This is a genomic window from Aeromonas sp. FDAARGOS 1407 (assembly GCF_019048725.1).
Taxonomy (GTDB): domain Bacteria; phylum Pseudomonadota; class Gammaproteobacteria; order Enterobacterales; family Aeromonadaceae; genus Aeromonas; species Aeromonas enteropelogenes.
The window spans coordinates 4,319,350-4,337,882 of the sequence record NZ_CP077399.1 but is presented as its reverse complement, the minus strand read 5'-3'; the positions used below and the strand labels follow the sequence as shown (position 1 = coordinate 4,337,882).

Below are 18,533 nucleotides of genomic sequence, written 5' to 3'. Positions count from 1 at the left end.
GCTGGTGGCTGCCATGAGTTGGTCCCGACTCCCGCGCTGGCTGCGTACCAAGGTGCGCTGGCGCCTGCTGCTGCTTACCTCGGTGCCCATCATGCTCACCCTGGTGGGCCTGATGGGGCTCACCCTCTACTGGACTCTCACCTACAGCTGGCAGAACCTGCTCACCAATGTGCGCGGCGATCTCGGGGTGGCCCATCATGCGGTGCGCGTGCAGCAACAGCGCCAGGCCGAGCACCTGGAGCACCTGCGCGATGCCTGGACTTTCCAGACCAAGCTGCGCCAGAACCCGGCAGAGCTGCAATCCTGGGTGATGCCGCTGGCGGCCAACTACGACCTCGATTTTCTGCACCTGCGCACGGGGGCCGAGCTGGATCAGCTGGCCCCGAAACAGCGGGCCACCCTGAGCACAGGGCGCAGCATCAGCCACTTCGTGGTCTGGTCGCGGGAGCAGTTGCTGGCCCACTCGCCGGCCCTGGCCAGCCGCGCCGTGCTGGACAGGGAGTACAGCGCCGCCAACGGCCAGGAGACCCGGGGGCTGGTCAGCCTGACCCTGACGCCCGTGATGGCGCGGGACGGCTCACTCTGGGCCGTGCTGGAGGGGGGCGAGCTTATCAACGGCAGCACCCGGCTGGTGGACGAGCTCAAGAGCCAGGTGTTTGCCAAAAATACCCTGCCGGAGGGGAGCATAGGCACGGTTACCCTGTTTCTCGGCGATCTGCGGGTCAGCACCAATGTGCCCGCCAGCAGCAGTCGCCAGATAGGGCGGGCGCTCGGCACCCGGGTCTCGGCCCCGGTGCGCGAACAGGTGCTGGAGCGGGGGGAGGTGTGGATCGATCGCGCCTTCGTGCACGACGCCTGGTATGTCTCTGGCTATGAGCCGCTGCTGGGGGCCAATGGCGAGCGGATCGGCATGCTCTATGTCGGCTTTCTCGAGTGGCCCTTTATCCGCACCTACCTCACCAACCTGCTGGAGCTCGGCTCCGGCGTGGTGTTGCTGTTGCTTATCTCGGGCCTGTTGGTCTATCGCGGCGCACGGGATCTCTTCACCCCCATCGAGCGGATGCACCGGGTGGTGCGCCAGGTGCAATATGGCAAGTCGGCCCGGGTGGGGCCTCTGGCGCTCGATCCCGATCACGAGCTGGCCCAGCTGGGGCGCCAGTTTGACGCCATGCTGGACCGCCAGGAGGCTCATCAGCAGCAGATGGCCCGCAGTGCCGACGAGCTGGAGCAGAAGGTGGCCGAGCGTACCCGGAGCCTCGAGCAGAAGACCGCCGAGCTGGAGGAGCACATCCATATGCTGACCCAGGCGCGCCAGCAGCTGCTTATCAGCGAGAAGCTGGCGGCTCTCGGCGAGCTGTGCGCCGGGGTGGCCCACGAGATCAACAACCCGCTCGCGGTGATCCTTGGCAACGTGGAGTTGATGAAGCTGGAGCTGGGGGAGGCGGCCGAGCCCGTCAGCGAGGAGTTGGCCCTGGTGCTGACCCAGATCGAGCGCATTCGCGCCATCACCCGCAGCCTGTTGCAATACTCCCGCCCCGGCGATTACGAGACGGCGCCGGTGTGGCAGCACCTCAATCCCATTATCGAGGAGAGCCTGACCCTGGTGCGCTCCGCCCTGCGCCAGCAACAGGTGGAGCTGGTGGCCGATCTGCAGGCCCAGCAACCCATAGAGGCGGATCGCCAGCAGCTGCTGCAGGTGTTGATAAACCTGCTGGTCAACGCCAGCCACGCCCTGGGTGAGCGGGGCCAGATCCGGGTCGAGAGCCGCGACTGGCACAGTGAAACGGGCCAGTTGCTGGGGGCCGAGGTGCGAGTCATCGACAACGGCAGCGGCATCGAGGCTGCCATCATGGACAAGATCTTCGATCCCTTCTTCACCACCCGCGCCACCGGCACGGGCCTCGGGCTCGCCCTGAGCCACCGCATCATCAGCCGTTGGGGCGGCGAGCTGTTGGTGGACTCCACGCCGGGGGAGGGGAGCTGCTTTACCATCCGACTGCATAGCCATGCCCTGCTGCCCGCCGGCCGCGAACCGGCCCAGCTGGAGGGGTGGCGCATCGCGCTGGGAGCGGAAGGGCGTGAGCCCGATATCGCCGGGGACGAGCCAGCCGCAGGGCAGATGGATTCGCCAGAAGGCGGGACAAGGGAAGGGCCAAAGGAAGGGTAAGCGTCTTCCCCCCCTCAAACAGACGGGCCTGCCAATCTGGCAGGCCCGTTTTCATGGTGGAGGCAAGGGATGACGAAAGCGGATTGCCCTATTGCGGGCTCCACACCAGCTTGCCAGTCTGGGTCAGATCGTAGCCGCCAAGGCGGGAGGCCAGCTCGCGCCCCTCGGGGGATTGCAGCCAGCCGATGAGTTGTTGCAACAGGTTGCGAAAGAAGACCCCCTGCGGCATCACCAGATCGAAACACTCCTGGGAGAGCGGCATAAACTCCAGGCCAAACTCGGTCGCCGTGCTCTGGGCCCCCGGCCCCACGTCGGCATCACCGCGGCTGATGGCGGCGGCCAGCTCCCGCTCGCTGTTGACCTGTACCGTGCTCTCAATTCGGGTCAGGGACTCCCCCTGGGTTTGCAGCCACTCAAACAGGGCCCGCTGGCTGCCGGCCCCCTCTTGACGCAGCGCCCAGCGCCACTCCAGGGTTTCTCGGGCCTCCCTCGGTCTGGCTCCGCGTCGCAGCACCAGTCCCTGGGCGCGGCGAAATCCATGAACGATCACCCATTGGCGATGGCCCTGATACTGCTGCACCAGCGCCGGGTGGCGCAGGTGGGCCTCTTCGGCCTGACCCCAGTGGATGGCGCACAGGTCCACATGGCCGCGGGCCAGCATCGCCAGCCCCTGGCGAGTGCCGCAGGGGGTGTACCCCACCAGCGCCTGGGTGCCAAGCTGCTGGGCCAGCCGGCTGCTGGCGTAGTGCAGCAGCACGTCGTCCGAGCCTGCCAGCAGCAGCCGGTCGTTCATCACCCCCTCATGGCAGCTGCCGAGCAGCCAGCGATCCAGCAGGGATCGCGGAAACAGCCACTTGCCGGTGGCCTTGGTGGCGGGGATGCGCGCCTCGTTGGCCAGCTGATAGACCTTCTTCTCGTTGAGATCGAGGTATTCGGCCACCTGCTTGACGTTCATAAACTCATTCATGGTTCAGTCCATCAGCCTGTTCATGGCGGGTAGAAAAGAGGATGTCGCTCATGGTCAGCCGGGCTCAATCTCGCTGGCCACGGCCGGACGGCCCCTGGGGCAGCACCGGCGGTTTGTCATCCAGCACCAGATGCTGCTGGCCGGTAAAGACCTGGAAGTGGCGCCCCTTGGCGCGGGCAATCATGGTGATGCCGAGCTGGCGGGCGAGATCCAGCCCCATCTGGGTGACGCCGGAGCGTGACAGCAGCACAGGAATGCCCATCTGCGCCACCTTGATCACCATCTCGGAGGTGAGCCGCCCCGTGGTGTAGAAGATCTTGTCGGCGCCGCTATCGCCTGACATCCAGAGCTCCCCGGCCAGGGTATCCACTGCATTGTGGCGGCCCACGTCCTCGACAAAGGAGAGGATCTCGGCGCCGCGGCAGAGGGCGCAGCCGTGCACGGCACCGGCCATCTTGTAGGTTTCGTTATGGGCGGAGAGCGCCTTGAGCAGGGCGTAGAGGGTGCTCTGTTTGAGCTCGGGGGCGGGAAGCACCACCCCTTCGAGCTTCTTCATCACGCTGCCATACATGGTGCCCTGGCCGCAGCCCGAGGTGACCGTCTTCTTCTCGAGAGACTTGTCCAGATCCTCGGCCTGCTGGCTGCTGACCACGGCGGCGGCCTCGCTATCCCAGTCGACGATGACCGATTCGATGGCCGAAATATCCTCGATAAAGCCCTGGTTCTTGAGATAGCCAAGCACCAGCGCCTCGGGGCGGGCCCCCAGCGTCATCAGGGTCACTATCTCCTTCCAGTTGAGGTAGACGGTGAGTGGGCGCTCACAGGCGATCTGCTGGGTCTGCAACTCCCCCTGCTCATTCATCACCTCGACGGCCATGGTGAGCTGGGCGGCGGCATTGCTTTTGATAAAGGTCGGTGTCATGGGGCCCTCGTGACCGGTTGACAGGATCAGGATGGAGGGACACAGCAAGTTTTGTTCCAAGTTAATGCAGGTGAATTGGGATGATATAAACATGTGCATATTTCGGAGATGAGAGTTTATGTGTGCAAATCGTCATTTCTCTGAAAAAGTAAGTAGACATTCTTTTCATATAAAATCGATAGGGTTAGACTCGACTTAAAAAATTAATTTTAAATTCTAATAGCGTTATGATCTTCAATTAAAACTGTTAGGCATAAAATATGAGCTTTGATCTTGTTTTAATAAAACCGTGTAATAATTCAATAGCAAATCTTTCAGAGGTTGAAGACGTCATGCCCCTTGGAAGTAAAGAGTTGATTTCTACAAAAGTAACTCAATACTTCCCCAATGCAATAGAGGGTGTTTGGATATCTGATGAATTCTCTGTAGAGGCTTTTGTTAGTGGTGAGCCTGTAACATCAGTTCATATCACTATACACTTTGGTAATGGATGGTCAAAAAACAGTGAGGCTAAACTATTAAGTATGATTGCAGCAATCTGTCGAAGTATAGATGCTTCAACCTTTTCATTATCTGATAATACAAAGTTAGCTCCATAATGTAGAATTTGGATATTGAATCAACCTGTAGCAGTGGGAAGGATTGGTATGGAAGTTTTTAACGAAATACTTGATGATTACAGCGAATATTGTCACCAGAGACTCCAAGCAGAGTTTGGATTGTATTCGCCAGAGACGTACGATCCTATCTATTTGTATCAGCGTTACAAATGTAGAATTATTGAAAAAAGAGCTCGCTTAGTATTTGAATCAAAGGAACTGTCTATCCCTAAGGAGCACAAAATTGCATACGAAGGTATTATTGAATCGATAAAAGTTGGTGAGTGTCTCAAGAAGTATCTATTCACCAGGACGGGGTTGACGGCATCAGTTCTGCCGGGATGGGATAATCTGTCTTCTCGATGCACGCCCTGACCACGGCCCTCAACCACTCCTGTGGGCAGCGGCCCAATCGCTTGCCGGTCTCCACCAACGACAGGATGCGCTGGCGAAACAGCTCGCCCCGGTGAGACCACACGCCGTAGCTACCCTTGCGCCAGAGCACATAGCCACGCAGCGCCCGCTCCGCCTCGTTGTTGGTCAGCGCTATTTCGTCGTCAGTCATAAACCGCCACAGCATCTCGTCATCCCGCAGCAGCAACTGGCATCGTCCACGGTAGCGTTTGCTGCACAACAGGGCGCCGCGCTCCAACTGGCTTCGCCAGCTTTGCCGGTAACGCGCGAGCCTGCGCAGGTATTTCTGCTTGCTCAACGCACCGCTTTCCCAACGGTGCCGGGTACGAAACACCGCATCCGCCAGCAAGACCAACCGGGCACCGATGGGCTGGTTGCACTGCTCGCTACTCTCGGCGATGGCCACGAGATTGCGGGCCACGTGGGCCCAGCACAGTTGCCGCTGGTCGGCGTCGATAAACCGGTAGCCGGCGTACTGGTCGGTCACCAGCACCCCGTCAAACTCGGGTATCTATTCACCAGGACGGGGTTGACGGCATCAGTTCTGCCGGGATGGGATAATCTGTCTTCTCGATGCACGCCCTGACCACGGCCCTCAACCACTCCTGTGGGCAGCGGCCCAATCGCTTGCCGGTCTCCACCAACGACAGGATGCGCTGGCGAAACAGCTCGCCCCGGTGAGACCACACGCCGTAGCTACCCTTGCGCCAGAGCACATAGCCACGCAGCGCCCGCTCCGCCTCGTTGTTGGTCAGCGCTATTTCGTCGTCAGTCATAAACCGCCACAGCATCTCGTCATCCCGCAGCAGCAACTGGCATCGTCCACGGTAGCGTTTGCTGCACAACAGGGCGCCGCGCTCCAACTGGCTTCGCCAGCTTTGCCGGTAACGCGCGAGCCTGCGCAGGTATTTCTGCTTGCTCAACGCACCGCTTTCCCAACGGTGCCGGGTACGAAACACCGCATCCGCCAGCAAGACCAACCGGGCACCGATGGGCTGGTTGCACTGCTCGCTACTCTCGGCGATGGCCACGAGATTGCGGGCCACGTGGGCCCAGCACAGTTGCCGCTGGTCGGCGTCGATAAACCGGTAGCCGGCGTACTGGTCGGTCACCAGCACCCCGTCAAACTCGGCGCCCAGCAGCCGCTTGGCCGCCTCCTGACCACGGCCATAGGCCGTCATGAAGCAGACGGCTATCTTGCTCAGCGCCAGCCACATCCAGCGGCGCTCTCCACCCCGCTGATGCCGGGTCTCATCGGCATGAACGTGGGTGGCCGTCTGCACCTGCTGCTTGATGGCCTGGTAGGTCGGGGTGAGCATGGCACTCACCCGCCCCTGCGCCTCACTGATGGCGCCCCGGCTAAAACTCAGGCCGAAATGCTGTTTGAGCTGCTGCTGTATCTGGCTGACGCTCTGGTGAAACTGGCCGCTTTGCAGCGCGATGTAGCTGAGCAGATTGGCCCCCATCTGGCTGCTGCTGACGTTGTCTGGCAGTGCGGCCTGGGTCGTGCCGATACACCGTGAGCAGGTCGCACGATACAGTTGGTGTTCGGTGACGAGATAGCTCACCTCGGGCAGCTCGAACACCTGATGAACCTGATAGGGTTTGGCATGGGCCACCATGTCCCCGCCACAGCAAGCGCAATCGGCGGCAGGGTAATGCGGGACCAGGGTCAGGCGGGCATCAAGCGGATGCCGCTCGCGGCGATGTCCCTTGTGACCGGGCTGCGCCCCCCGTTGCTTGCCGGACGCCGGACGCTTGCGGGCCGGCGGCGGTGCACCGGGGCCGTCGCTGGAAGGCGGCTTGGAGGAGTTGCCGCTGTGCTGATTGAGGCGGTCCTCCAGCTCGGCGATGCGGTCGAGGAGCTTATAAATCAGCTCGTTGGCCTGCTCCAGAGTGGTGGGCATTCCCGCGGAATGCATGGTGTTTTTGCTCATGGGGGGAGCGTATCTAAGGAGCAGGATCAAGCAAGCAGGAAAGTGGGATCAAGAGACGATCGTCTCATTTTTCCTGTGTCAATACTGTTCCGGTGAATACTTACCTCAAGAAATATCAAAGTAGAAAGCTAAAAAATCTGCACTACGATGATGACATGTTATCTCATTGGGGAATTCAGCACTTTCATCTGAGCCTAGGTGTGGAGAGAGATGGTTTTGTAACCAGAACTGGAGAACTTCTATTTATTCATTTCTCTGCTCATGAAGCTCATATATTAGGTGTTTTTGACCATAGTTCATGGTGTGACTTGAGCCTTATACAGATTATGCATGATAATTGGCCTAATCAATTAGCTATTTTTAAAATAAATAGTAATGTCACACCTCTAACAATATCAGACTACAAAACTTTACGTAAAAAGCACTACAATGTAAACGTGACTGTTAGTGATGGTACTGAATACCTTTGTCCTGGTATGGGGGTGACAGCTAATGGAGCTCCACTTCATGCTGTGTTTAATTCAGATAAAGTTATATTTATGTTCAATCAATATTTTGAATTTATAAAAGCAAATATAGAGCATATTTTGGAGTCCGACCCAAGTAAAAGGAATAGTGAAACTGTAACTATTGGTATGGAGTTTTTGCATGATAAAAATATCATCGCATACAAGGTCAAAGAAACAGGGTTTATATTTACACTATGTGAACAATAAGTTACTGTTAGTTTGGTTTCAATATGTTATCTCGTCTATTTTATTTGATCGTATTTTGTATGTTGGGCGAAATCGTAGGTTGGTGCTGAACGAAGTGAAGCCCAACGTTTACCGCGGAATATTTCAAAAGCAATCATCGGATAATTCTGTCTTATTTGATTATTGCCATTCCCTCGAACAAGCACTGGCGGATTGGTTTTACGCCGCATGTTGGGCTTCGCTGCGCTTAGCACCAACCTACGCCCGCGCCAACCTACGTCCTGCACGACGTCTGACCAGCATCAAAGCCCCAATCAACCACCAGACCTGCCTTGGCCCCACTCTTGCTATGTTTTCTCCCATTAAGGCCGTGGCCGCCCTGAACTGACCGCTGTGATTGCCCCAAGCAAGGGCGAAACAAGGGGGGAGGGCGGCCCGGCAGAGACCTTCTGATGGGAGTCGTTACCGTGCAAGACACTATAAATACCCTGTCCCACCAGCGCTGGCTGCGGGTCGAATTGCAGGCCATCGACAGCCAGGTTGGCCGCTGGCAGAGCCGCCGTTTCGAGATTGCGGCGCTCCACCCCGCCGAGCCCGAGGCTGCCGGGGCCTTGCCCCTCACCCTGTTTCGCGACGAGCGGGGGGATTATCGCTTCAACCTGAGCTCGGGCGCGCCGCGCCTCTTTGTCACCGGAACCCGCGTCGATAATGACTTTGTCGCCGATGGCCTCACCTTGAGTCAGACCGTGGCCGCCGCCTATATGGATGGCGAGCGCCAGGTGCTCTCCTGCCCGCTGCCAGAGGCGCTACAGGCCTGGACCGAAGCCTTTATCGGCCGCCACGGCGAGCTGCTGGAGGCCCGTCGCAAAGGCAAGAAGGGCAAGGGACGAGCTCAGGATCAGCTGGGGGTCGATGGCGCGCCTCAGGGCAACTGCGGCGCCGTCGAGGCCATCGGCCCCGATGGCCGCGAGCATGGCAGCGACGTCGGAAGCCGCTCCCATGAGTGAGTTTTTCAAGCGCTGGTCGGCCCGCAAACGGGAGGCGCAGCAGGCCGCAAACGAACAGCCACAGCCGCTCGATATGGAAGGTGTATCTGCGTCCCAATCAGACCTTGTCGAGCCGAATACATCAGAGAATACGCCACCTTCAGCTGAAGTAAGCACTGACAAGGGGAGAGCCCCTTGCATCGGTTCCAATCCCGCCGCCGAGCCTTCTACCGCCGTATCGGACAAGCCAGCCCTGCCGGACAGAGAGGCGCTGCGCGCCATGTTTCGCAGCCATCAGCCCGATGGTCTCGATGACTACACCCAGGATTTCAGCCAGCCCGAGCTGTTGCCTGCCGCCCTGACTGCGGGGCTGCGCAACTGGCTGGTGGCCCCCGTCTCTGAGCAAGATGCCGACCAGACTGAACCCTCGCCAACCACGCCAGGTGAAGAGGCGGATGACGCAGCTTCACCCGCAGCGGCGTTGCCACAAGACCATGACAAGGGTCGGGACATTTTGGCTAACGAGGTGGGACAAAATGTCTCTGCTGATAAGACGGGAATGGAACCTCTGGGATCCTGACTCCCTGTCAGTCACTTTTTTTCCGGGGGAGTTGGCTCGTCTCTTGCTCTCCCATGAGACCAACAAGCACACCATCCCATGAGGTGGTGCGCACAGGAGTGCATGTGAGCATCGAACAATACAACTCAAGCCTGAGCCCCGCCAGCGCTGCGGGGAGCAATGAGCGAGCGCGCGCCTATGCCTTGCGCCACACGGTCAAGACCGACAACCTGATCCCGGCCACTGTCTCCTACCAGAGTCAGGGCCGCTTGCTGCTGGTCGGGCCGGAGGATCGCATCCGCCGCGCCGCCAGCCTCTTGCCGCAAGGGGCGATGCCGACCTTGCTGGTGAGCGAACAGGTCCATGACGCCGGGGCGGCGGATCTGGAGGCCATCTTCGCCGCCACCGCCTCCCTCGAGGCGCTGACCCTGCGCGAGCCGGCGCTCAAGGGGTATCTGGGCCAGTTTCAGTTAACCGGTCTCAACGGTCAGGGGGCGCGTATCTCTTTGGCCGAGCTCTGCTTCCCGGCCCAGGCCGCCGGTGGCCACGCCAGCTTCGATTTGGTGGCCGATCTGGGAGCGACTCCGCTGTTTGCCCTGGAGCGGCCGCCCGTGGGTTATCAGCATCTGGCAGATGATGCGGGTCTGGCGGAGCAGCTTGGCGAGCTGTGCGCCCTCACCGGGGTGTTCGACAAGCCGCGTTATTTTCGCCTCGACCCGGAGGCGTGTGCCTTCACCGCCCGTGGCGTGCCCGGTTGCAGTCGCTGCCTCGATGTCTGCCCGACCGATGCCCTCAAGCCCATCAATGGGCGCATCCAGATCGATCCGCATCTTTGTCAGGGCTTTGGCAGCTGCGCCTCCGCGTGCCCGACCGGGGCGATCGCCTATCACCAGCCCGATGCCAATACCAGCGGCGACTATCTGTTTCGCCTGCTCAAGCACTATCGGGAGGCGGGCGGCGAGCATCCCGTGCTCTTGATCGCAGGGGAGAGCGAGCGCAGCGACGTCGAGGCGAGCCTTGCCGCCCTGCCCAGCCACTGGCTGCCGGTCTGGGTGGAGGAAGTGGCGAGCCTCGGGCTCGAGAGCTGGCTGGCGGCCCTGGCCTATGGCGCCAGCGCGGTGCGCATTGCGCTCGGTGACGATACTCCGGCCAGCGTGCACGCCCTGGTGGAGCGGGAGCTGGCCAGTGCCGCCGTGCTGCTGGCCGGCGCCGGATTGAGCGGGGATCGCATCGCCATCCACTCTCTGCAGGCGGTGGTGCAGGCGAGCGACCAGGGGGCGGCCAATGTGGCCGGCTCCTTGCTGGACAAGCCGCTCAAGGGGGAGAAGCGGGAGACCCTGTTTGCCGCCTTCGACGCCCTCTGGCTGGCCAGCGAAGGGGGCCGCAAGCCCCTGGCGGTGCCCCACGGCGCCCCTTATGGCGCAGTGGCACTGAAAGAGGCGGATTGCACCCTCTGCATGGGCTGCGTGGCGGTCTGTCCGACCCGCGCCCTGCATGCGGTGGGTCACGAGCCCGGCCTCAACTTTATCGAGCAGGACTGTATCCAGTGCGGCATGTGCGAGAAGGCGTGCCCCGAGCAAGCCATCGCGCTTGTGCCGCGTCTGCAGCCTGTGCCCGAGGCGCGCCGCGCCGTGCAACACCTCAAGGCGGAAGAGCCGGCCTGCTGCATTCGCTGCGGCAAGCCGTTTGCTCCTGCCTCCCTCATTCGCCGCATCCAGCAAAAACTGGCCGGTCACTCCCACTTCCAGAACGAGGCCGCCAAGCGCCTGCTGATGTGCGAGGACTGCCGGGTCAAGGATGTGTTTGAAGCCATGGCGGCGGATCCCGCCGCCCAGCTCAAACTGTGAGGGCCAATATGTATCAGCAACAAGATGACAACCAGAGCACCCTGCCCATGACAGATGCCATGACCCCTCTCGAGAGCAACAGCGCCGAGCTCTATGCCCTGCTGGCAAGCCTGTGGCGCGCCGCCCCCAAGGGCGAGCAGTTGCAGTGGCTGCGTGACCTTGAGCCGTTTCCCGGTCCCTTTGCCCGGGGCCTCGGGCTGGTGCAGCTCGCCGCCAGCAGCCACGACGAGGGCGCTCTGGCCGAGGAGTACCAGGATCTCTTTATCGGTATCGGCCGGGGGGAAATCGTCCCCTTCGCCTCCTGGTATCTCACCGGCTCCCTGATGGAGCTGCCGCTCGCGGTGCTGCGCGCCGATCTGCAGTCCCTGGGCTTCGAGCGCCAGAGCGGGGTGTGCGAGCCCGAAGATCACCTGGCGGCCCTGTGCGAGGTGATGGCGGTGCTGGTCAGCGAACAGCACCCGGAGCGCAACCGCTTCTATGAGCGCCACCTCGCTCCCTGGGTGATTAAGTGCTGCCACGATCAGCAAAAGGCCAAGGGAGGCTGTTTCTACCGTGCGGTGGGGCTACTTGCCGAAGATTTCTTCAAGCTGGAAAACGAATTGCGCCTGCCGTTTGGCGCCCGGGTGGTTACTCGCCCATAACCATATGACAGATACCGTTCGTAGCAATGTCGGCCCCCGGGCCGGCCATAACAAAAACAAGAGTCGGAGAGAACAAGATGAGCGATGACAAGCTGCAAGATCCGTCACGACGCAACCTGATCAAGGGTGTCGGCGTGGTCGCCACCATAGGGGTATTGGCCGGTGCCACCGGCCGGGTGGTGGGTAAAGAGGTGCTCACCCACGACACCGAGCCGGACAAGGGCTATCGGGAGACCCCCCATGTTCACGACTTTTATCGCACCCTGCGCGGCACCGACTGAGCCGGCTCAGTGAAGGAGATCTTATGAAACTGACGAAACGTGCCGAGCCGGCAACTTCCGCCGACCAATCCAGTGCCGCCACCTCCCGTGGTCAGGGGCTGACTCGCCGCGCCTTTATGGTCAACTCCGGCCTGGTGGCCGGTGGTGCCGTGGCCGCTGGCTGGCTGGCACCGGCCATGATGCAGCGAGCCGAGGCCAAAACCGTGGCCGCCGACGTACCGGTCGAGGTGAAACGCACCATCTGCTCCCACTGCTCGGTGGGCTGCGGCGTTTACGCCGAGGTGCAAAATGGGGTCTGGACCGGTCAGGAGCCGGCTTTCGATCACCCCTTCAACCTCGGTGGCCACTGCGCCAAGGGGGCGGCCCTGCGCGAGCATGGCCACGGTGAGCGTCGCCTCAAGTACCCGATGAAGCTGGTGGGCGGCAAGTGGCAGCGCATCAGCTGGGATCAGGCCATCGAAGAGGTGGGCAACGAGGTGTTGCGTCTTCGCAAGGAGTCCGGCCCCGACAGCATCTTCTGGCTCGGCTCCGCCAAGCACTCCAACGAGCAGGCCTACCTGTTTCGCAAGATGGCGTCCCTGTGGGGCACCAACAACGTGGATCACCAGGCGCGCATCTGCCACTCCACCACGGTCGCCGGTGTGGCCAACACCTGGGGCTATGGCGCCATGACCAACAGCCTGAACGACATGCACAACAGCAAGTCGATCATGTTTATCGGTTCCAACCCGGCGGAGGCCCACCCGGTCGCCATGCAACACATCCTGCTGGCGAAAGAGCGCAACGGCTGCAAGATCCTGGTGGTGGATCCGCGCCGCACCCGCACCGCCGCCAAGGCGGACATGTACCTCTCCCTGCGCCCGGGCACCGACGTGGCCTTCATCTGGGGCATGTTGTGGCACATCTTCAAGAACGGCTGGGAAGACAAAGAGTTCATCCGCACCCGTGTCTTTGGCATGGACGAGGTGCAAAAAGAGGTAGCGCGCTGGACCCCGGCGGAAGTGGAGCGGGTGACTGGCCTCAGTGAAAAAGAGGTCTACGGCGCCGCCAAGCTGCTCTCCGACAACCGTCCGGGCTGCGTGGTCTGGTGTATGGGCGGTACCCAGCACACCACTGGCAACAACAACACCCGTGCCTACTGCATCCTCGAGCTGGCCCTTGGCAACGTGGGCAAGAGCGGTGCCGGTACCAACATCTTCCGCGGTCACGACAACGTGCAGGGCGCCACCGACTTTGGCGTCACCTCCGACTCCCTGCCCGGCTACTACGGCCTGGAAGAGGGGGCCTGGAAGCACTGGGCCCGGGTGTGGGATGTGGACTTCGAGTGGCTCAAATCCCGTTTTGACAACAAGGCCTACAACGGCAAGCTGCCGATGAACAACAACGGCATTCCGGTCTCCCGCTGGGTGGACGGTGTGCTGGAGAACGCCGACCTTATCGAGCAGGGCACCAACATTCGCGCCATGTTCTACTGGGGTCATGCGGTCAACTCCCAGACCCGCGGTCCCGAGATGAAGAAGGCGATGCAAAAGCTCGACATGATGGTGATCGTCGACCCGTACCCGACCGTGGCGGCGGTGATGAACGATCGCACCGACGGCGTCTACCTGCTGCCGGCCACCACCCAGTTCGAGACCTATGGTTCCGTCACCGCCACCAACCGTTCCATGCAGTGGCGCGACAAGGTGATCGAGCCCCTGTTCGAGTCCAAGGTCGACCACGAGATCATGTATCTGTTGAGCAAGAAGCTGGGCTTTGCCGATGAGCTGTTCAAGCACATCAAGGTGGAGAACAACCAGCCGCTGCTCGAAGACATCACCCGCGAGTACAACCGTGGCATGTGGACTGTCGGTTACACCGGCCAGAGCCCGGAGCGCCTCAAGGAACACCAGCAGAACTGGCACACCTTCCACAAGACCAGCCTCAAGGCCGAAGGTGGCCCGGTCAGCGGCGAGATCTACGGTCTGCCCTGGCCCTGCTGGGGTACCCCGGAGATGAAGCACCCCGGCAGCCACATCCTCTATGACACCAGCATTCCGGTGTCAGAAGGGGGCGGCGGTTTCCGTGCCCGTTTCGGTCTCGAATATCAGGGCGTCTCCTTGCTCGCCGAAGACTCCTGGCCCAAGGGCAGCGAGGTGGAGGATGGTTACCCCGAGATCACCGCCGATCTGATGAAGCAACTGGGCTGGTGGGATGAGCTGACCGAGGCCGAGAAGAAAGAGGCCGAGGGCAAGAACTGGAAGACCGACCTTTCTGGTGGCATCCAGCGCGTCGCCATCAAGCACGGCTTCGTGCCCTATGGCAACGCCAAGGCGCGCTGCGTGGTGTGGACCTTCCCGGATCAGGTGCCCAAGCACCGCGAACCGCTCTACACCCCGCGCCGGGATCTGTTGGCCGACTACGCCACCTGGCCCGATGCCAAGAGCCTGTGGCGCCTGCCGACCCAGTACGCCTCGGTGCAGGAAAAAGATGTCAGCAAGGAGTTCCCCATCATCCTCACCTCCGGCCGTCTGGTCGAATACGAGGGGGGCGGTGACGAGACCCGTTCCAACCCTTGGCTGGCGGAGCTGCAGCAGGAGATGTTCGTCGAGATGAACCCGGCGGATGCCAACGATGTCGGCGTGCGCGACGGTCAGGATGTCTGGGTCGAGGGGCCGGAAGGTGGCCGCGTCAAGGTGAAAGCCCTGATCACGCCGCGGGTGAAGCCGGGCCTTGCCTTTATGCCGTTCCACTTCGGCGGTCATTTCGAGGGCAAGGATCTGAGATCCAAATATCCGGAAGGGTCAGACCCTTACGTACTGGGCGAGTCGGTCAACATAGTCACCACCTATGGTTATGACCCGGTTACCCAGATGCAGGAGACCAAGGTCACCCTGTGCCGTTTTCGTAAAGTAGGAGCCTGATCCCATGGCCAGAATGAAATTCATGTGTGACACCAAGCGCTGCATCGAGTGCAACGGCTGTGTGACGGCGTGCAAGAACGAGAACGATGATGCCCTCGAGTGGGGCATCCAGCGTCGCCGGGTAGTGACCCTCAACGATGGCCTGCCGGGAGAAACTTCCATCTCGGTGGCGTGCATGCACTGCACCGACGCCCCCTGCATGGCGGTCTGCCCGGCGGACTGCTTCTACCACACAGACGACGGCATAGTGCTGCACAACAAGGATCTCTGTATCGGTTGCGGCTACTGCCTGTTCGCCTGCCCGTTCGGGGCGCCCCAGTTCCCGAAGACCGCTGCCTTTGGCGATCGCGGCAAGATGGACAAGTGCACCTTCTGCGCCGGTGGCCCGGAGGAGGATCACAGCGAGGCGGAGCGCCAGAAGTACGGTGCCAACCGCATCGCTGAGGGCAAGCTGCCCATGTGTGCCGAGCTCTGCTCCACCAAGGCGCTGCTGGCGGGGGATGCGCAGGTCATCTCCGACATCTTCCGCGAGCGGGTTGCCTATCGCGGCGCCCCTCACGCGGCCTGGGGCGGGGATGAGCAGGATCTGTTCCACGACGCCAGCAAGCCCCGCGATGGCAGAGGCAAGGGGCTCAAGCTTGGCAAGCAGGAGGGCGGCCAATGAGACACTGGCTGACAGCGCTGCTGACAGCCTTGCTGCTGTTCAGCGCGCCTGGCTTCGCCGATGCCCAGAAGGAGACGATCGGCTTTGCCGGCGCCGACTACTGGCGCGCGGTGAAGGACGGGCAGGAGGGAACCACCACCTCCCGCTCGCCGGAGCACGGGGTACTCATCTCGGTGCCGGGTCAGCTCTGGTTCGAGGTGAAGACCAAGTGGGTATCGCCGTTGGGGGCCATCGCCATTTTCGGGTCGCTCGCCATGTGTGGCCTGATGTATTGGGTGGTGGGGCCGACCAAGCTCTCCAAACCCAGAACCGGGCGCAAGCTCAAACGCTGGAGCAGGATGGACAGGGCCCTACACTGGACCACGGCTGCCATGTTCCTGACCCTCTCGGGGTCGGGGCTGGCCATCATCTACGGCAAGTACTTCATCAAGCCGGTGGTGAGCATGGGAGTGTGGGAGAACTGGATCTGGTTCGCCAAGGTGTTCCACAACTACGTGGGCCCGCTCTTCTTCCTCTGCCTGCTCGGGGTGCTCATCAAGTGGTTCCGCCACAACATAGTCAACATGGTGGATGTGCAGTGGTTCCTGAAATTTGGCGGCATGCTGGGCAAGCACAAGGGGAGCCACCCCTCGGCAGGCTTCTCCAACGGCGGCGAGAAGGCGATCTTCTGGCTGCTGATCTGGTTTGGCGGCATCGTGGTGGCGACCGGGCTGTTTCTGGACTTCCCCATCTTCGGCCAGCTGCGCCGCCAGATGGAGTGGGCCAGCTTCATCCACATCGTCGGGGCCCTGATCCTCATCTGCGGCTTCATCTTCCATATCTATATGGGCCTGTTCCAGCTGGAAGGGGCGCTGGAGGGGATGGTGACTGGCGAGGTGGACGAGACCTGGGCCAGGGAGCACCACGATCTCTGGTATGAAGAGGTCAAGCACAAGCTGGATGAGCCCAAAGAGGGCAAATCCAGTTAAACAGACGTTGTTTAAACAGGGGCGCTGCGGCGCCCCTTCTTTTGCTCTCCATCCGGGGAACAAGGCTATGTCGGTCTGCTGGTTGGATAGTTCGGCACAACTTTCTCGCCTTGGCCCCTGGCAGGAGGGCAGGGGTATGCCCAAGCTCACAAAATCGAATTGATAAACGTCATATGATTGATTTCATTATGTGTCTCGCTCTCCTGCCGAACGGCAACTTCATGTAAATCAACGAGAATGACTATGGCTACCGGACAATATCTGCTGTGGAAAGATGCACAGGGACAAGATTTTCGCCCCGTTGCACTGACAGGCACCGATCTGCTCAACGATCGCAATCTCAACAAGGGCACCGCCTTTACCGAACAGGAGCGGGCCGACTTCGAGCTCGACGGCTTGCTGCCACCCCAGGTACAAACGTTTGAAGCCCAGCTGGAGCGGGTCTATCAGGGCTTTCTGAGCGCCTGCAACGATATCGAGAAATACCAGAACCTGCGGGCATTGCAGGATCGCAACGAGACCCTTTTCTATGCCCTGCTGTCGCGCCATGTGGAGGAGATGACCCCCTACATCTATACCCCGACCGTGGGCAAGGCGTGCCAGGAGTTCAGCCACCGCTTCCAGAAGCCGCGCGGCCTCTATATCACCCCGAAAAACGTCGAGGACATGGGCTCTCTGGCCCGCCATCTCGATGCCAAATCGGTGCGCATTATCGTAGTGACCGACAGCCAGGGGATCCTGGGGATCGGCGATCAGGGGGTGGGCGGCATGGGCATTCCCATTGGCAAGCTCTCCCTCTACACCCTGGGCGCCGGGATCCATCCTGCCTGCTGCCTGCCCATCGCGCTGGATGTGGGTACCGACAACCAGGCGCTGCTCGATGACCCCATGTATCTGGGTCAGCCTCACAAGCGCATTCGCGGCAAGGAGTATGACGACTTCATCGACAAGTTTGTGGCCGGGGTCAAGCGCCACTTCCCCAATGCCGTGCTGCAGTGGGAAGACTTCAGCAAGTCCAACGCCTTCAACAATCTTTCCCGTTACCAGCAGTCGCTGCCCTCCTTCAATGACGATATCCAGGGCACGGGGGCCGTGGTGCTGGCCGGCATCATAGGGGCGGTCAAGGCCAAGGGCGAAAGCCTGGGTCAGCAGAACTATCTGGTCTATGGCGCCGGTGCCGGCGGGGTCGGGGTGGCGGATCAGATCTGCGCCGGCCTCATCCGCGAGGGCATGGATCCCCAGGCGGCGCGGGATCGCATCTATATCCTGGATACCCAGGGGCTGGTGTGTGACAACCGTGAGGGGCTTGACGAGTACAAGCGCCGCTATGCCAAGCCGGGCCTGTTGCTGTCGGGCTGGGACACCGAAGTCCCCGGCAAGGCCAACCTGACCGATGTGCTGCGCCATGTGCCCATCACTGTGTTGCTGGGCACCAGCGGTGCCGGTGGTGCCTTCAAGGAGCAGCATATCCAGCTGATGCTGACCCATTGCGAACGCCCAATGGTGTTCCCGCTCTCCAATCCGACCGCCAACTGCGAGGCGCTGCCGGAGGACATCTATCGCTGGAGCAAGGGCAAGGCTATCGTCGCCACCGGCAGCCCGTTCAAGGATGTGCACTACGAGGGGCAGGATTACCGGGTGGGGCAGGGCAACAACGTCTTCATCTTCCCGGGGGTGGGGTTGGCGGCCATCGTCAGCCAGATCCGCGAGATAAGCCCCGACATCTTCACCACCGCCGCCTTTGCGCTGGCGGAGTGCGTGAGCGAGGTAGATCTGGCGCAGGGGGCAGTTTATCCGCGCATTCGCGAGCTGCGCAGCATCTCGGTGCACGTGGCGACCGCCGTGCTGAAAGACATAGTACGCAAGGATCCCGGCCATCCGCTGATCGGCCAGGATCTGCAGCAGCACATCCTGAGCCACATGTGGGAGCCGGTCTACTTGCCCTATCGCCGGGTGTGATCCGGGCAAGCTTGAAATGAAAGG

At 61.1% G+C, this 18,533-nt stretch carries 16 protein-coding genes and 1 pseudogene; 13 read left to right on the top strand and 4 right to left on the bottom strand.

Annotated elements, in window-relative coordinates; all coding sequences use genetic code 11:
* Positions 1 to 13 precede the first annotated feature (13 nt).
* Positions 14 to 2,167, top strand: coding sequence for a cache domain-containing protein (locus tag I6L37_RS20285; protein ID WP_216992808.1), 2,154 nt, complete (start codon positions 14 to 16; stop codon positions 2,165 to 2,167).
* A gap of 88 nt (positions 2,168 to 2,255) precedes the next feature.
* On the opposite strand, the gene I6L37_RS20280 is transcribed toward I6L37_RS20285, so the two are convergent.
* Positions 2,256 to 3,122, bottom strand: coding sequence for a helix-turn-helix transcriptional regulator (locus tag I6L37_RS20280; RefSeq protein ID WP_026458090.1), 867 nt, complete (start codon positions 3,120 to 3,122; stop codon positions 2,256 to 2,258).
* A 76-nt stretch (positions 3,123 to 3,198) separates the two neighbouring features.
* Positions 3,199 to 4,056 carry a formate dehydrogenase accessory sulfurtransferase FdhD gene (locus I6L37_RS20275; RefSeq protein WP_216992807.1) on the bottom strand — a complete coding sequence of 286 codons (858 nt, stop codon included), beginning with the start codon at positions 4,054 to 4,056 and terminating at the stop codon, positions 3,199 to 3,201.
* Positions 4,057 to 4,316: 260 nt separating this feature from the next.
* Between I6L37_RS20275 and I6L37_RS20270 the strand changes: the two genes are divergently transcribed.
* Positions 4,317 to 4,655, top strand: a complete 339-nt coding sequence (locus tag I6L37_RS20270; RefSeq protein WP_156141111.1) for a hypothetical protein — start codon at positions 4,317 to 4,319, stop codon at positions 4,653 to 4,655.
* A 304-nt stretch (positions 4,656 to 4,959) separates the two neighbouring features.
* Here I6L37_RS20270 and I6L37_RS20265 read toward each other — a convergent pair.
* Both I6L37_RS20265 and I6L37_RS20260 read right to left on the bottom strand, forming a co-directional pair.
* Positions 4,960 to 5,568: pseudogene (locus I6L37_RS20265) on the bottom strand (IS66-like element ISKpn15 family transposase); the annotation flags it as partial.
* A 16-nt stretch (positions 5,569 to 5,584) separates the two neighbouring features.
* A complete protein-coding gene (locus I6L37_RS20260; protein ID WP_032495448.1) occupies positions 5,585 to 7,006 on the bottom strand; it encodes an IS66-like element ISKpn15 family transposase in 1,422 nt (473 codons plus the stop codon).
* A gap of 155 nt (positions 7,007 to 7,161) precedes the next feature.
* Between I6L37_RS20260 and I6L37_RS20255 the strand changes: the two genes are divergently transcribed.
* From I6L37_RS20255 to I6L37_RS20205, 11 genes are all read left to right on the top strand, one after another.
* Positions 7,162 to 7,722, top strand: coding sequence for a hypothetical protein (locus tag I6L37_RS20255; protein ID WP_216992806.1), 561 nt, complete (start codon positions 7,162 to 7,164; stop codon positions 7,720 to 7,722).
* A complete protein-coding gene (locus tag I6L37_RS20250) occupies positions 7,712 to 8,089 on the top strand; it encodes a hypothetical protein (RefSeq protein ID WP_156141109.1) in 378 nt (125 codons plus the stop codon). Before I6L37_RS20255 ends, I6L37_RS20250 begins: the two co-directional genes overlap by 11 nt.
* Before the next feature lie 64 nt (positions 8,090 to 8,153).
* Positions 8,154 to 8,708 carry a DUF3305 domain-containing protein gene (locus I6L37_RS20245; protein WP_216992805.1) on the top strand — a complete coding sequence of 185 codons (555 nt, stop codon included), beginning with the start codon at positions 8,154 to 8,156 and terminating at the stop codon, positions 8,706 to 8,708.
* Entirely contained in the window at positions 8,701 to 9,267 is a 567-nt protein-coding gene (locus tag I6L37_RS20240; RefSeq protein ID WP_216992804.1) for a DUF3306 domain-containing protein, read from the top strand. Before I6L37_RS20245 ends, I6L37_RS20240 begins: the two co-directional genes overlap by 8 nt.
* 104 nt (positions 9,268 to 9,371) lie before the next feature.
* Positions 9,372 to 11,093 carry a 4Fe-4S dicluster domain-containing protein gene (locus tag I6L37_RS20235; protein ID WP_254203518.1) on the top strand — a complete coding sequence of 574 codons (1,722 nt, stop codon included), beginning with the start codon at positions 9,372 to 9,374 and terminating at the stop codon, positions 11,091 to 11,093.
* 8 nt (positions 11,094 to 11,101) lie between these two features.
* Positions 11,102 to 11,734 (top strand): molecular chaperone, encoded by a 633-nt coding sequence (locus I6L37_RS20230; RefSeq protein WP_216992802.1) that lies wholly within the window; start codon positions 11,102 to 11,104, stop codon positions 11,732 to 11,734.
* A 77-nt stretch (positions 11,735 to 11,811) separates the two neighbouring features.
* Positions 11,812 to 12,015 carry a transcriptional initiation protein Tat gene (locus I6L37_RS20225; protein ID WP_026457913.1) on the top strand — a complete coding sequence of 68 codons (204 nt, stop codon included), beginning with the start codon at positions 11,812 to 11,814 and terminating at the stop codon, positions 12,013 to 12,015.
* Between the two features lie 23 nt (positions 12,016 to 12,038).
* Positions 12,039 to 14,918, top strand: coding sequence for a formate dehydrogenase subunit alpha (locus I6L37_RS20220; RefSeq protein ID WP_216992801.1), 2,880 nt, complete (start codon positions 12,039 to 12,041; stop codon positions 14,916 to 14,918).
* Between the two features lie 4 nt (positions 14,919 to 14,922).
* Positions 14,923 to 15,582, top strand: coding sequence for a formate dehydrogenase FDH3 subunit beta (gene fdh3B, locus I6L37_RS20215; protein WP_026457829.1), 660 nt, complete (start codon positions 14,923 to 14,925; stop codon positions 15,580 to 15,582).
* Positions 15,579 to 16,550 carry a formate dehydrogenase subunit gamma gene (locus tag I6L37_RS20210; RefSeq protein WP_026457830.1) on the top strand — a complete coding sequence of 324 codons (972 nt, stop codon included), beginning with the start codon at positions 15,579 to 15,581 and terminating at the stop codon, positions 16,548 to 16,550. The genes fdh3B and I6L37_RS20210 overlap by 4 nt, the downstream gene beginning before the upstream one ends.
* A 243-nt stretch (positions 16,551 to 16,793) precedes the next feature.
* The gene (locus I6L37_RS20205) at positions 16,794 to 18,509 is read left to right on the top strand and encodes an NAD-dependent malic enzyme (protein WP_042024810.1); all 1,716 of its coding nucleotides are present in this window, start codon (positions 16,794 to 16,796) and stop codon (positions 18,507 to 18,509) included.
* Positions 18,510 to 18,533 lie beyond the last annotated feature (24 nt).